This window comes from Saccharospirillum sp. HFRX-2 (assembly GCF_043196805.1).
Taxonomy (GTDB): Bacteria; Pseudomonadota; Gammaproteobacteria; order Pseudomonadales; family Natronospirillaceae; genus Saccharospirillum.
In genome coordinates this window covers 1,289,540-1,304,142 of record NZ_JBEBMU010000001.1, presented here as the reverse complement: position 1 = coordinate 1,304,142, position 14,603 = coordinate 1,289,540, and the positions used below count along the sequence as shown (strand labels likewise).

General features: G+C 55.6%; 14 protein-coding genes. 7 read left to right on the top strand and 7 right to left on the bottom strand.

What is annotated here, in order from left to right; all coding sequences use genetic code 11:
• The first annotated feature begins 208 nt into the window (after positions 1–208).
• Positions 209–3,325 carry a diguanylate cyclase domain-containing protein gene (locus ABMA60_RS06095; protein WP_392800176.1) on the top strand — a complete coding sequence of 1,039 codons (3,117 nt, stop codon included), beginning with the start codon at positions 209–211 and terminating at the stop codon, positions 3,323–3,325.
• On the opposite strand, the gene ABMA60_RS06090 is transcribed toward ABMA60_RS06095, so the two are convergent.
• A complete protein-coding gene (locus ABMA60_RS06090; protein ID WP_392800172.1) occupies positions 3,294–3,650 on the bottom strand; it encodes an acetyl-CoA sensor PanZ family protein in 357 nt (118 codons plus the stop codon). The two genes, ABMA60_RS06095 and ABMA60_RS06090, sit on opposite strands and share 32 nt — an antisense overlap.
• 112 nt (positions 3,651–3,762) lie before the next feature.
• Between ABMA60_RS06090 and hisB the strand changes: the two genes are divergently transcribed.
• From hisB to hisF, 4 genes are all read left to right on the top strand, one after another.
• Entirely contained in the window at positions 3,763–4,353 is a 591-nt protein-coding gene (gene hisB / locus ABMA60_RS06085; protein ID WP_392800169.1) for an imidazoleglycerol-phosphate dehydratase HisB, read from the top strand.
• 99 nt (positions 4,354–4,452) lie between these two features.
• Positions 4,453–5,070, top strand: a complete 618-nt coding sequence (hisH, locus tag ABMA60_RS06080) for an imidazole glycerol phosphate synthase subunit HisH (protein ID WP_392800422.1) — start codon at positions 4,453–4,455, stop codon at positions 5,068–5,070.
• A gap of 31 nt (positions 5,071–5,101) precedes the next feature.
• Complete coding sequence (gene hisA / locus ABMA60_RS06075) at positions 5,102–5,845, top strand: 1-(5-phosphoribosyl)-5-[(5-phosphoribosylamino)methylideneamino]imidazole-4-carboxamide isomerase (protein WP_392800167.1); 744 nt, start codon at positions 5,102–5,104, stop codon at positions 5,843–5,845.
• 1 nt (position 5,846) lies between these two features.
• Positions 5,847–6,605, top strand: a complete 759-nt coding sequence (gene hisF / locus ABMA60_RS06070; RefSeq protein ID WP_392800164.1) for an imidazole glycerol phosphate synthase subunit HisF — start codon at positions 5,847–5,849, stop codon at positions 6,603–6,605.
• 567 nt (positions 6,606–7,172) lie between these two features.
• Here the strand turns inward: hisF and ABMA60_RS06065 are convergent.
• The 4 genes from ABMA60_RS06065 to ABMA60_RS06050 all read right to left on the bottom strand — a co-directional run bounded on the left by ABMA60_RS06065 (position 7,173) and on the right by ABMA60_RS06050 (position 10,682).
• Entirely contained in the window at positions 7,173–8,096 is a 924-nt protein-coding gene (locus ABMA60_RS06065) for a hypothetical protein (protein ID WP_392800161.1), read from the bottom strand.
• A gap of 193 nt (positions 8,097–8,289) precedes the next feature.
• Positions 8,290–8,700 (bottom strand): hypothetical protein, encoded by a 411-nt coding sequence (locus ABMA60_RS06060; RefSeq protein WP_392800159.1) that lies wholly within the window; start codon positions 8,698–8,700, stop codon positions 8,290–8,292.
• A gap of 197 nt (positions 8,701–8,897) precedes the next feature.
• On the bottom strand, positions 8,898–9,359 hold the full coding sequence (locus tag ABMA60_RS06055; RefSeq protein ID WP_392800156.1) for an SRPBCC family protein: 462 nt from the start codon (positions 9,357–9,359) through the stop codon (positions 8,898–8,900).
• A 102-nt stretch (positions 9,360–9,461) separates the two neighbouring features.
• On the bottom strand, positions 9,462–10,682 hold the full coding sequence (locus ABMA60_RS06050; protein ID WP_392800153.1) for a multidrug effflux MFS transporter: 1,221 nt from the start codon (positions 10,680–10,682) through the stop codon (positions 9,462–9,464).
• A gap of 147 nt (positions 10,683–10,829) precedes the next feature.
• Here ABMA60_RS06050 and xylB point away from each other — a divergent pair, with 147 nt between their 5' ends.
• Positions 10,830–12,278 (top strand): xylulokinase, encoded by a 1,449-nt coding sequence (gene xylB, locus ABMA60_RS06045; RefSeq protein ID WP_392800150.1) that lies wholly within the window; start codon positions 10,830–10,832, stop codon positions 12,276–12,278.
• On the opposite strand, the gene ABMA60_RS06040 is transcribed toward xylB, so the two are convergent.
• Positions 12,275–13,195 carry an oxidoreductase gene (locus ABMA60_RS06040; RefSeq protein ID WP_392800147.1) on the bottom strand — a complete coding sequence of 307 codons (921 nt, stop codon included), beginning with the start codon at positions 13,193–13,195 and terminating at the stop codon, positions 12,275–12,277. The two genes, xylB and ABMA60_RS06040, sit on opposite strands and share 4 nt — an antisense overlap.
• A 163-nt stretch (positions 13,196–13,358) precedes the next feature.
• Here ABMA60_RS06040 and ABMA60_RS06035 point away from each other — a divergent pair, with 163 nt between their 5' ends.
• Positions 13,359–13,787 carry a PilZ domain-containing protein gene (locus ABMA60_RS06035; RefSeq protein ID WP_392800144.1) on the top strand — a complete coding sequence of 143 codons (429 nt, stop codon included), beginning with the start codon at positions 13,359–13,361 and terminating at the stop codon, positions 13,785–13,787.
• A gap of 32 nt (positions 13,788–13,819) precedes the next feature.
• On the opposite strand, the gene ABMA60_RS06030 is transcribed toward ABMA60_RS06035, so the two are convergent.
• The gene (locus ABMA60_RS06030; RefSeq protein ID WP_392800141.1) at positions 13,820–14,569 is read right to left on the bottom strand and encodes a ParA family protein; all 750 of its coding nucleotides are present in this window, start codon (positions 14,567–14,569) and stop codon (positions 13,820–13,822) included.
• Positions 14,570–14,603 lie beyond the last annotated feature (34 nt).

The window sequence follows — 14,603 nt, the reverse complement described above, 5'->3', positions numbered from 1 at the left end:
CTGTACGCAAGAAGCAGGCCATTGAACGCAGGGATTTAATGCACGATTTCGGGGCTTCTCAAAATTATAGTGCACCAAAAGTGCTCTTATCGGTAAATATGCGAACCAAAATAGTGCAATTCGGTTTGAATTAACTGAGGACTGCTCGAAGTTCGAACTTACTGGCTTTCGTTTATACTCGAACGTCAATCCGCGACCGGTGTGCCAGATGGATCAGAAGTACCCGCTCAGACTGCTGGATAATGCCTGGCAACTCAGTGCCCGCGGGCAGGGACAAATCTTGCTGTTTGCTGATGCCAACGGTGCCAGCCTGGGCAGCCTGGTGAATGGTTTCCATCCCAACCCGACGCCGCGTCGCTTTCATTATCAACTCGGTCCGGATGCCGCTTTTTATGGCTATTACCCGCTGCTGGATGTGGTGTCGCGCCTGTACAGCGAACGCGGTCCGTCCGATCTGGACAGTTGGTTTGCCGAACTCAACATTTACCCACCCAATCGCACCATTTGGCGCCAGTTACTGGTCGATCACTACCTGCGGCGCCCACCTTTGTTGCTCAAAGACCACGTTATTCAACAATCCTTAAGTATGGGTGACGACCTGGTGCGGCTGCTGGCGGCGCTCACCACCGAGCGCCCGGTGTTGATTGCGTTAACCGGTGGTCACTGGGCGAGTACATCGCTGCAACAATGGCTTGGCCGACAACGACCAACGCTGGCCGCTAAGGTGATGATCCTGGTCGCCAACGATGCCGACCAATTACCGCTGGTCGACAGCATCGCCCTGGAAGCACCGCCGGGCCATGCCGTCAGCCAGGCGGGCTGGTTGATCGACCTGCCGCCGAGCAACAGCAGCCTGCCCAACTGGCCGCTGCTCGACCCGATCAAGAGCGAGAGCATTCCCACCCTGATTCAACAGGCACTGCAAAACCACGCCTTGCTGTGTCACGAAGAAACGCTGGCGCTGTGTGACCAGATCAACCAGATGCTGGACGAACGCCAGATCATTCTGGTCAACGATCACCGCTACGATTTACTGCTGCTCGAAGCCGAGGCGTTGTTCTACAGCGACCGTTACAACGGTGCCATCACGGCGCTCAACGAGTTGCTCGAACTGGCGCGTCAGGAAGGTGATGCGCTGTGGCAGTTCGATGCTTATCTGCGGCTGGCCTGGTGCGGTCTGCACAAATATCGACTGGGCGATGCCTGGCAGATGATCAAACACGCTCAATCGGCGCTGCAAAGTGTCGAGCGGCAAAACGCCGATTGGCTGCTGCGCGAACGCCAATGGTTGCTGCTGCAAGCCCTGCTCTATGGTCAGGAACATCGGCGCTTGCCAGAGACCAGCCAGCATCGGCTGGAAGCCTTGCTGCCGATGGAGCGCAACGACGATTTCCTGTACGCCTTTCGCTTTGCTCAGGTCAGTTGGGCATCGAGCCTGAGCCCGAGTGAACTGACTTATTTGCGCAAAGCTCTGGTCGGCAGCCTGGGATGGGCCCGCCGGCTGAACAACAAGGTCGCGGCGATCAAGATACTGCATTCGATGGCGACCCTGGCGTCACGCGTCGGCCGTCACAACCGGGCGCTGCGTTGTTTGTATCTGGCGCTGCATCTGGCCGAAACACTCGACTCACCCAGCCACGATGTACCATTGCTCAGTGCCCTGGGCTGGTTACGGCTGAACCAGAACGAACTGGCCGCCGCGCGCGATACCTTTCAGGCGGCGCTGCAACGACTGCAACAAACCACCAACTATCATCAGGTGGCGATCACCCTGAACAACCTGGCCTGGGCGTATTTTGTCGGCGCAAACCTGCCGGAGTGCGACCGCCTGCTCGGCACCGCCATTCGCTTGTGTCGCAGCCGCGGCTTCCGCAGCCTGCCCTATCACACCCTCGACGATTTATTGTTGCACCAGGCGCTGTGTCGTTTTTATCAGGGCAACAGTGTGCTGGCGCAACGCACCCTGCATGAGATTGACCATCGCCATCACAACCTCAGCGCCAAGGGTGAATTGCTGCATTCGTGCCTGTCGCTGTATTTCGCGCGCGCCGAGAACGACAGCGCCGCCCAAGCCCTGTTGACCGAACGACTGAACGCCCAGCTCGAAACCGAGCTGGAAATACCGGCCTATCTGGTCGATATCGTGCGCCATGCGCGTGGCGAACCCAGCCAACAGCTGACCTGGCTGAATCATGACATCAGCTCGGCCAATGCGTTGTCGAGCCGACCGGTTGATGTGGTGTCGCTGCTGCGCTCGGCAGAACTGGAAGGCGAGGTGGAAAAGCTGCAACAGCGGGTGCGTGATACGCGCTTGCTGTCGCATCTGAGTGCTCAGGCCAATGCCGCCACCGACGCCGGCCGGCTGACCGAAACCCTGGTCCGCCAGCTCAGCGCTCACCTCGACTGCGATTACGTCGCCATCGAACTGCGGCCTCAGGCTTATATGTCGCCCACTTTTCACAGCCACGGCCTGGATGACATCAGCGCCGAGCGGCTGCATCAGGTCCTGGCGATGCACAAGCTGACCCGTGGACGGGTGCTGCTGAATTTGCGCGATCTGGATATGGAAGGCTTTGAAACCGGCGCGCTCTACATCAACTCGATCAGCCTGCCCAAGCACGACTTTGGCGACCTGGTGTTGATGACGCGTGACCCTCAGGGTTTTGAAGAATCAGTGTTGCGCACCACCGCCATGCTGGCGGCGCAATTGGCCGCCGCCATTCAACGACTGATGCACGAACGCGAGCTGCAGTATTTGTCGTCCACCGACATGCTGACCGGACTGATCAACCGCCAGGCACTTTACCCGCGCTTGGAAGAAGAGTTATCGCGCACCCGACGGCACTCGAATTATCGTTTCTGCCTGGCGTTTCTCGATCTGGATAATTTCAAATACCTGAACGACCACTACGGCCATAACCTGGGCGATCAGGTGTTGCAGGGGTTTGCCAAATCGCTCGATGACCACAGCCGTGCCGAAGATCTGGTGGCGCGTCTGGGCGGCGATGAATTCGTCATTCTCTTTCCCGGCCAGACCGGCGAACAGGTGGCGCAATTCTGTCGCCGGCTGCTGAAACAATTCGGCACCACCAAGGCCGTCCAACAGACGCTGAAGCGCTTTACCGGCCAGTCATTGAAGTTACCCAGCGAACGCCGTTTGGGCTGTTCGGTCGGCATTATTGAACTGGATCGCGACACCGTGCCGCGCTCTGTCGATGCGCTTTTGAACCAGGCCGATCAGGCCATGTATGCGGCCAAAAGCCAGGGCAAAAACCAAGCCGTGGTGGTGCCTTTTAACGCGGCGCTGGACGATAGCGTTCGATAAAACCGCGCGCCTCAGCGTTCAGCTCAGCGGCTACGCCATAGTCGGCGTCGGCCAACAACAGCGTCAGCAGGCGCTGGCCCACACCGCGACCGCGAGTCGCCGCCCGTACTGCAAAGCCAACAATGACCTCAGCCTGCAACAAAGCCACAGCAACGATGCGCTCGTTAAAGCGGGCAACGACGAGCTCCACCGAGGCTGGATCGGCCAGCCAGCTTTGCCAGGCGCGGCTATAGGAGGCGCAACCGCTCTGCTCAGACGCCAGGCGTTCAAGTTCGGCCAGATCGCGTTCGGTGGGTTGAGCCAATGACTGTGCAGTGACCGGCATAACGGCCTCCATGGGTGGTTTGGCGCGCAGCATACCGATATACTGGCGCCTCGCAAGCGGGCGCTGATTTGCCCGCTCCCGTCGACCCAAAATGTAATTTCGAGAGTGTCCTATGAGTCGCCAGGCGACGATCGAACGCAACACCACCGAGACGCGCATCCGTGTCAGCCTTAATCTGGATGGCGAAGGCCAGGCCAAATTCGATACCGGCATGCCCTTCCTCGAACATATGATGGATCAGATTGCCCGCCACGGCCTAATCGATCTGGACATTCTGTGCCAGGGCGACAACCACATCGACGACCACCACAGCGCCGAAGACATCGGCATCACCCTAGGCCAGGCCATGGCCAAGGCGGTAGGCGACAAGAAAGGCATCACCCGTTACGGCCACGCCTATGTGCCGCTCGATGAAGCGCTGTCACGCGTGGTGATCGACTTCTCCGGTCGCCCGGGTCTGTTCTACGAGGTGCCTTTTACCCGCGCCAGCGTCGGTGGTTTCGACGTCGATCTGTTCCGCGAATTCTTCCAGGGTTTCGTCAACCACGCTCAGGTGTCGTTGCACATCGACAACCTTAAAGGCGCCAACTCCCACCACCAGGTGGAGACCGTCTTTAAAGCCTTCGGTCGGGCACTGCGCATGGCGCTGTCGGCCGACGAACGCATGGCGGGCGTCACACCTTCGACCAAGGGTGTGCTCTGAGCCAACCGCAAACAGCCGGGTGCCAGGCCCGGCTAACACCACTTTTTGAATGATGAGGACAACGTGAGCGCCACACTGCTGACCGTGATCGACTATGGCATGGGCAACCTGCATTCGGTGGCCAAGGCACTGGAACACGTTGCACCCGCTAACGTTCATATCGAAGTCACCGACAACCCCGAACGCATTCGTGAAGCCGACCGTATTCTACTGCCCGGCGTCGGCGCCATTCGCGATTGCATGGCGGAAATTCGTCGTCAGGGCGTCGATTTATTAGTCGACGAAGCCGTGCGCGACGGCAAACCCCTGCTCGGTGTTTGTGTCGGTATGCAGGCGTTAATGGCGCACAGCCTGGAAAATAACGGCATCGATTGTCTGAACTATTTCGACGGCGAAGTGCGCCGTTTTCGCGACGGCGCTGTGGACGAGCACGGCCTGCCGATGAAAGTGCCGCACATGGGCTGGAACAACGTCGAACTGAAAGTCGACCATCCCTTATTAGCCGGCATCAACAGCGGCGATCGCTTTTATTTTGTGCATTCCTATTACGCCGATGCGCACCCGGAATACACCGCCGCCAGCTGCGAATACGATGCAACCTTCGCGGCGATGATTTATCGCGACAATATCTTCGCCACCCAGTGCCACCCGGAAAAAAGTTTTCCCGCTGGCCTGACCTTATTGGAAAATTTTGTCCGCTGGAACGGCCAGCCATAACAGCTGCCAGGCACAGCAATGAGGAGTACCGATGCTGATCATCCCCGCCATTGATTTAAAAGACGGCCAGTGCGTGCGCCTGCAACAAGGCCGCATGGAAGACGCCACCGTCTTCGGTTCCGACCCGGTGGAAATGGCCGGTCGCTGGGTGGATGCCGGCTGCCGCCGACTGCATCTGGTCGACCTCAATGGCGCCTTTGAAGGCAAGCCGATGCACGCCGAAGTCGTCGCTGCGATTTCGCGTCGTTACCCCCAATTACCGATTCAGATTGGCGGCGGCATTCGCACTATCGACATCATCGAAGCCTACGTCGAAGCCGGCGTCAGCTGGTGCATCATCGGCACCGCCGCGGTTAAAGACCCGGCTTTTGTACGCGAAGCCTGCGCCGCGTTTCCGGGCAAAATTATCGTCGGCATCGACGCCAAAGATGGCCTCGTTGCCACCGAAGGCTGGGCCGATGTCAGCCAGGTGAAAGCCACCGATTTAGCGCGTGATTTCGCCGACGCTGGTGTGTCCGCCATCGTCTATACCGACATCGCGCGCGACGGCATGATGCAGGGCGTTAACCTCGAAGCCACAGTGGAAGTCGCCCAGGCCGGCGGCATTCCAGTCATCGCCAGCGGCGGTGTGACCGACATCCACGATATCGAACGGCTGTGCACCGTGGCCGACCAGGGTTTGCTCGGCGCCATTACCGGCCGCGCCATTTACGAAGGCAAACTCGATGTGCGCGCGGCTCAGGCTTACTGCGACGAACAGACAGGAGCGAACTGAGATGGGCTTGGCGAAGCGGATTATTCCTTGTCTGGATGTCGACGCCGGTCGCGTCGTCAAAGGCGTTAATTTCGTCAACATCCGCGACGCCGGCGACCCGGTGGAAGTCGCCAAACGCTACAACGACCAGGGCGCCGACGAGATCACCATGCTCGACATCACCGCCACCCACGAAGGCCGCGACACCATGGTCGACACCGTCAGCGCCATCGCCGGTCAGGTGTTTATTCCGCTCACCGTTGGCGGTGGCATTCGCACGCTCGACGACATTCGCACCATGCTCAACGCCGGTGCTGATAAAGTGTCGATCAACAGCGCCGCCATTAAAAACCCCGACTTCGTACGCGAGGCGTCACAACGCTTCGGCGCCCAGTGCATCGTCGTCGCCATCGATGCGAAAAAAGTCGGCGACCACTGGGAAATTTTCACCCACGGCGGCCGTAACGCCACCGGTATCGACGCCGTCGAATGGGCGAAAAAAATGGACGACTACGGCGCCGGCGAAATCTTATTAACCTCGATGGATCGCGACGGCGTTAAAACCGGATTCGACATCGAACTGACCCGCGCCGTGGCCGACGCCGTGCGTGTGCCGGTTATCGCCAGCGGCGGTGTCGGCAACCTGCAACACCTGGCCGACGGCGTTTTGGAAGGTCACGCCGATGCGGTGTTAGCCGCGAGTATTTTCCACTTTGGGGAGTACAGTATTGGCGAGGCTAAAGCGGTGATGAGTGAGTGTGGGATTGAGATGCGGGTGTAATATCTGTCCGCTTTCAGGAGCCTGACTCTTTTTTTTTATGTATCTTTAGTTTAAAAAGACTCCTCACATAACCAAACGCAGAAACGGGGTTGTGTTTGCATCCTAAAACTAGAGAAATATTGACCATTAGCAACGCCAAAAAAATTTCATCAATATAGTGGTTTGCAACGTTTTTTTAAAAAGGGAAAATCTAATGGACTCACTGGAAACTAATAGCACACAACAAGTGATGCGCTTACGCGTCGCGTTTCTTCATTGGGCTGTCTGCTTAAGTATCTTCATAGTATTGTTGGTACTTTCAAACACATACATTTCTAGTCCATTTGGAACAATCGCATTCTTCTTTTACTTTGCTACAGGCGTTTACCTCAATCGGTCAGTTCTTAGGAAAATCATTGAATGGCATCCTGTATACAACACTCTCGAAAATGTGACCTCTAGTAAACTGAGGTTTTTCTTGCTTTGGCCTATCACTTATTTCTTTCTATTCATTCGACTAGGAATAAACAAAATTCTATAACATTTTCCGTCCGTGCCAGTTCATTAATATAACTGGCACGGAAATATCTAACTTGAAGCTCTGCCAGTAACATACCTGTACCTTAAATTATTAATTTCCTTATTTGCAGCTTTCAATAGCCGATATCGAACCTCAAACTCAGGTATTAAAGTGAACTCCTCTTCCTGAGCCTGCTCATGGTCATACCTTTCTGCAGTCACATAAATCCCAGGGTTTATTGAGTCTAACTCGAATATTTTTTTCACCTGACTAAGTGCTTCTTCTATTTTCTTACAAGCCAAGCCCACAACACCTTCAGTATATTCCTGAACAATCCGATGAATGCTTGTAAGCTGAGAGACATAATCTCTCACCAACGGTGTCAGAGAAATGGCATCCCCATGATTCATCATTTCATTGGCAACTGCTCTTTTAAATTTTGGATCTCTTAGAAACTCATTCACACTCATTTTTGGTGATATTGTCACCCCGACCCCTGGATTATCAACATCCAATTCTTCTCTGGAATGTTTAAATGAGATCATATGAATCGGAAAACCTCGATGTTGCGTATAATTCCTTAGCGCCTCCATCACTCGGTAAGCAAAACTGGCATCGTATTGTTTAGATTTCTCTTTCGAGAAAAACGCATCATTCCCCACCCCCAACAGCTTCTTAATATGATGATCACCATGATCAAGATAGGCTCGCGCAGTTGCCATAAAATTAAAAATATGCCTATTTACTTCACTCCTTTTATTCTGGAAATCGTGAAAATCTCGCACTTCCCCAATCAAGTTAGTCAGAGCGGACCGAAGTAAATACGACTCATATTCTTTATAATTCTCTAATAAACAACGCATCTTCTCTTCAAGCTGAATTGCCTCCAAGAGGCAATTCTTAGAATTCACCAGATCACTATATCTTTCGGCATCGATTGTAATTTTATAGTTATTATTGTTATTAATAATTGGCTGTAAGAAGTAAATCATTTAAACCACCAATATAATTCCTTAGAAAAACAATCCAATCTCACCACACAGTACAAAGTGACCAAGAACCAACACTGAAATAATTAAAGAACTCCAATGAATATCCACTTGAAATTCCACTTCCAGCTTTAATAAGAATTTATTAAAAAGAACCAACGCCAAAACAAATACTATTGACCTAAAGACTTAAAGCTCAGATCCCCTCAACATCCGGCTCCAAAAACCTCTTCCTAGCCTCCTCAGAAAACAACCGTTCCGCCGAATAATGCGTCAGCATGATTTGGGTATCCAGCATCTGCGGGTAACGATCAATCAAATCGTCCGCAGACATCGCGCTGCCAGCTCTGTCCATAAAATGTTTCACTGCCAATATCCAGGCTTTTGTCAGCGTCTCATGGAATTTCGCGGGGTCGACTTTGTTGCGAATAAGGAATTGGTTGAGGGTGTCACGCATCTGGTTGGTGGCGGTATCTGGGTCGCTTTCGCAAAGGTAGACGTAAGCCAAGCGTAGATGGGCGCGGTGGTTGAAGTCGGCCGCCGGGAAAGTGCAGCTTTCCATTTGCTGTCGGAAGGTCTGGTCGTCGGGACTGGTGCTGAAATTCATGGTGCCGCCTCCCTGAAGCCTTTGTGCGGTTTGGATCAAGCGCTTAGCTTGCACCCAGGAGCAGTACGATCCTGTGCCCTGCTCCTATGGTTTATGGATCTGCGTTGTTGATTGATCTTCAACACATGCCGATCACTTTGTGATCAACCTCTCACTTTTTGCGAATTTCCTCAAGCCTAAAAATGCTTCAGGCACCCCTAGTCAGCGCTTGCTCGCATCGCAGTCAACTTGTATTGCAACTGACGCTGAGCCTGACGAGCCCGCTTGCCCATCACAGTGCGCAACAGAGGTGCCAGCAATCGGAACGTCCAACGAGTGTTGCGGCTGTAAAATGCCCAGTCGATTTTGGTCCGGCCGCTGGGCGCAATCGACAGCCGAATTTCCATGCGCGGCTGAATGCCGTCGAGGTCACCTTCGGTGGTAAAGATGTGAGCGGGCTCATAGTCCACCACCGAAACCGACACCGGCTGAATGCCTTTGCCGGGCACCTTGACGTCTTCGAGCCAGGTTTTACCAGGGCCGATTTCAGCGGAATCTTTTTCGACGATACGGATGACTTCGGGAAACCAGTCGCCGAAGTTGGTCATGTCGGACAGGTAGTTAAAGCTCGGTTCAATGGGTGTTTCGGTCAACAGGGTAAAGCTCGCCAGTTTGATCACTCTTGCCTCAGTGCAATAACGTTTTTTAAGGAAGCCTGTTAGTGCGGCTGATTGCACCGGCATCAAGCGGACAGAAGTCATTTTATGCCGTTTTATGGCCAATCACACTGCGTCCGCCGAAACGCCTTTGGCCAATAACACCAAAACCAGTGCCAATAGCGCACAGCCGAGAAAACCCAGCGCCAACGAATAGAGTGTTTGGTTGTAAAACTGTCCGACCAGCAGCGCCACGCAGACAGAAATCAAACTGGACACAGAAGCAATCACCGACGCGCCCAAACCCGCCACCCGACCCAGCCATTCCATCGCCAGCGCATTGATGTTGCCGAACAGCAAACCGACGCAGAAAAACAAGCCAAAACCCAATGCTAAAAACGTCAGTAGTGATGGGTAACCATCGCCTGACCAAGACGCCAATAACAACAAAATCGACAGCACGATCATGCCGACCAGAGCGGTGATGGTCTGGCGCTGCATACCGAGTTTCATCACCAGTCGGCCATTGGTGAAGGATGCCAGCCCGATGCCGGAAGCCAGAATGGCGAAGTAAATTGCAAAGCTCGCACCGGCATTATAAAGGTCGCTGAAAATCGCCTGGGCGGTGCTCAAATAGGTGACCTGGCAACCGAAGATCAAGCCGGCCACACCGGTGTATGCCATGACTTTGGGGTGGCGCACGATCAGCCCGGTATTGGCGGCAAGTTTGCCAAGCGACAGTGGAATGCGTCGCTCCTGACTGAGGGTTTCCGGTTGCCGCAGCAGCAACCAGGTCGCACCGATTGCCGCCAGAACGGCGTAGGAAATAAAGATGCCGCGCCAGTTACCGACAGCCAAAACCAACTGACCGTATGCCGGTGCCACCATCGGCACCAGGATGATCAGCATCACTACAAAAGAAAAAATTCGCGCCATGGCATCGCCGGAAAACTGATCGCGAATCAGCGCCCGGGTGCCGATTTTCGGTCCGGCCACACCGATGCCCTGAATAATTCGCCCGGCCAGCAGCATCGGCAGGCTGGTTGCCAGAGTGGCGATCAGGGTGCCAACCATAAAGATGCCCAGACCGGTCATGATGGCTGGCTTGCGACCGTAAGCATCGGCCAGCGGACCAAAGGTCAGTTCGCCGAAAACCATGCCCAACACCAGCATCGACACCACCAACTGAGTGTCGGTGGTGCTAACGCCAAACTGCGCTTCGATGGCCGGCAGGCCGGGCAAGATGGCATCGAGCGATAGGGCCGTCAAACAGGTCAGTAACGCAAAGCCGGCAACCAGTTCGGGCAAGGATCGTGATGGTGGTTTGGGAATGGCGGACTCGGACATGGATTGCTCAACAGCCTGACAAACAGCCGACGAGACTACCGCAACTCAGTCACGCAACAGAAGCGCGGAGATAAAAGTTTTTGACATCTCGGTGCCCCTCCCGGATTATTTTTCGACTGACAAATTTAATAAAAAACGGGCACAGCTATGTATCTCGGTATCGATCTTGGAACCTCGGGCCTGAAGGCCATCCTGCTCAATGAAAACGGCCAGTTGGTCGCCCAGGCAACCGCACCTTTAACCGTCAGCCAGCCGCAGCCCGGTTGGTCGGAACAGGCACCGGAAGACTGGTGGCAAGCCATGCAAGCCGCTTGCGCCATGCTGGCTAAAGAACAGGATCTGAGTGCGGTGCGCTCGGTTGGTCTGTCCGGCCAGATGCACGGCGCGACCCTGATCGATGCCCAAGGCGAGGTTATTCGCCCGTGCATGCTGTGGAACGATGGCCGCAGCGGCAAACAGTGCACCGAGCTGGAAGAACGCCTGCCCGATTTCCGCGAGCGCAGCGGCAACCTGGCGATGCCCGGCTTTACCGCACCCAAGGTATTGTGGGTTGCGGAAAACGAACCCGAAGCCTTTAAGCGCATCGACAAGGTGCTGCTGCCCAAGGATTACCTGCGCTACCGCCTGACCGGTGAATTCGCCTCCGACATGTCCGATGCCGCCGGCACTTCCTGGCTGAACCCGGCCGAACGCCGCTGGGACGATCAACTGCTGTTCGTCACCGGCTTGACCGAAGCCCATATGCCGCGCCTTTATGAAGGTCCGGATGTGACTGGCGTTGTCAGTGCCGCCGCCAGCGCGGCCACCGGTCTGCCGCAGGTGCCAGTGGTTGCCGGCGCCAGCGATAACGCCGGCGGCGCTTTGGGCGTGGGTTTGATTGAACCGGGCCAGTCGATGCTCAGCCTGGGCACTTCCGGTGTGGTCTTTACTGTCAGCGACGGCCATCGTGCCGCGCCTGAACAAACGGTGCATGCGTTCTGTCACGCCCTGCCCGGCCGCTGGCATCAGATGAGCGTGAATCTGTGCGCCGCCGAATGTCTGGCCTGGCTGGGCCGCATTACCGGTCGTTCGGTGCCCGATCTGATCGCGGCGGTGGAAGACAGCGGCCGCACCGAAACCAGTCTGACCTTCCTGCCTTATTTAAGTGGTGAACGCACGCCGCACAACGATCCGGGTGCGCGCGGTCAGTTTTTGGGTTTGTCGGTCAATACCGATGCCGTCGATCTGACGCTGGCGGTGCTCGAAGGCGTTACCTTTGCCCAGGTCGATGGTCTGCATGCGCTGCACGCCGCGGGTGTAAAACCGGCGGATATGAACCTGATTGGTGGTGGCAGCCGTTCGGCGTTTTGGCGTCAGTTGCTGGCCGATGCGTTGAAAATCCCCACCCATGCCCGCGACGGCGGCGATGTCGGCCCGGCTTTGGGCGCGGCGCGTCTGGCACAATTGGCCGACAGCAAAGCCGAGTGGTCACAGGTTTTCACCCAGCCCAAGCTGATGGAAACCTGCCAGCCGAACGCCAACCGTGCGGCTTATCTGGATACCCAACTGGCGCGTTACCGCGAGCTATACAAAGTCACTCGGCCGCTGCTGGGTTAACCCTGGTCAGACTGTTGTTCAGACAACCACTGCAAGCCCGTTAACTGTTCGCTTTGTTGCCACAGCTGACGGGCAACCTCAGCATTGCGCGCTCGGCGCGCACAATCCACTTTTACCGCCCGGCCACGCAATTCACGAAAGCCTCTTGGCCCGGTGAAATCGCCACCCCTGATGTCATCGCCCAGCGCCGCATAGAGTGTGGGCTGGGCGCCGGCCTGAGCGCTTTGCAAAAACACCGGCCCCACTATGCGCATCAACCAGGCCGGTAAGTAGCGTGACAACTCGGTATTGGAAACACCGGGGTGTGCTGCGACCGAAATGGTCTGATAACCCGCTGACTGCAAACGGCGCTGCAACTCGAAGCTAAACATCAAACACGCCAGTTTGCTTTGAGCATAGGCGGCTACCCGCGAATAACGCTGGCGACTGTTGAGATCGTTCAGATCAATAAAGCCGCGTCGATGCGCGATTGAACTGAGTGTCACCACCCGCGCACCCGGCGTCGATTCCAGCCTTGGCAGCAAGAGACCGGTGAGCAGGAAGTGGCCGAAATAATTGGTCGCCATCTGTAACTCAAAGCCGTCTTCGGTCAGCTCGAAGGGCGGAAACATCACCCCGGCATTGTTGATCAGCACATCGAGCTGACCGTATTGAGCTAAAAACAGCGCAGCGAATTCATGCACTGACGACAGCCGGCTGACATCCAGCGGTAACACATGAAGCTTTGCTTGTGGCTGCGCACTCAGCAGCTGCGCCCGGGCGGCTTCGGCTTTGTCGGCGTTGCGACAGGCCATGATCACCGTCATGCCTTTAGCCGCCAGCAGGCGCGTGGTCTCTAAACCCAGTCCGGCATTGGCGCCGGTCACAATAGCCACCTTGCCGGATACATCAGCGACTGTTTCCCATTTGAACACCATCGGCGTCACCTTAGTCGTTGTGTCTGAGTCGTTCACTGCATCAGCTTAGCCCGGCACTGTGAATGCGCTGAAAGTCAGTGTTCTCAGAGGCGGACAGATGCGCACCTTTGACTATACTGATGATATGGAACGGTGCCGATCCAGCGCCCGACAGGAGGTTTCTTTGCGTCAGTACATTCGCCATCCGACCGACGTGCCGTTAACAGTCCAGGCAGCCGATACGCAGAACCCAGGCGCCCGCCTGAAAAACTTCAGCTGTGGTGGCCTCAGCTTTTGCAGTGATCGCGCCTTGACGCCGGGTCAGACCTTACGTTTGAGCATCGACATCGAAGAACCGCCGTTTGAGATCGATGGTCAGGTGGTCTGGTGTCATGTTCAGGATGAGCACTATTTGATCGGCGTTTGCTTTCATAGCGATCAGGATGCGTTCTCGGTGCGCATGGTTGAGCAGCTTTGCCGCATCGAGGAATATCGCGAGAAAGTGCAGCGCACGGAAGGACGCACGCTCAACAGAGACCAGGCCGCGCGCGAATGGATTGAACGTCACGCGGCTGAATTTCCCACCTGGCAGCCAGAAAGCACCGGCCGATAAACGAACCACGGCTCGATGCCTGAGGCTGGCGTTCAATGATGCAGATCGAGCTCACGCATCAGGGTTTTCCACAGCGATTGAATATCACGCACGATGGGATGTCGTGGTTTGATTTCCGCCACAGCGCGACGCTCCAGCGCCATCTTTTCCACCTCAGTGGTGGCGCGAATCGACAAGGGTGTCGGCGCATCAAAACGCTCGGAAAACCCATCGATCGATTGCTGATGCAAGGCCAGCCGGCTGTTCACTCTATTGAAAAACGGCATCAGCTTATCGGCGCTGATGGCGTTGTCGTCGGCAAACTCCAGTACATGTTGATAACTTTCAAAACACAACGGTGTCGGCGTTAACGGCACCAGAATTCGATGCGCAGCACGATACGCCTGTTCGATCACCGTATTGATGCCGGGCGGGCAATCGATCAGCACCAGATCGTATTGGGATTTCAGCGAACGCAATAACCGCTTGAGGTGTTTTTCTGAGGCTTCGTCGGTCATCAGCCGATCGAGTTTGCGCAGGCTTTTGCGCGCCGGCAGCAAATAAACGCCGGAGTAACGCGAGGCTTCAATAAAGTCGTTCCAGTCGACACTGGTGCGCAACCAGTCGCGCGCTTTCAAGCCTTTGGATTCACCACCGGAGAGAAAATAACTGGCCGATGCCTGCGGATCGAGATCGATCAAGAGTGTTTCAAAACCGTACTCACTGGCCTGATGCGCCAGATGAATGGCCGTGGAGGTTTTACCCACGCCGCCTTTCTGACTGTGTATCGCTACCACTTTCATAAGAGGTCTCCCACCGTCAAACGGCAGTCAGGTT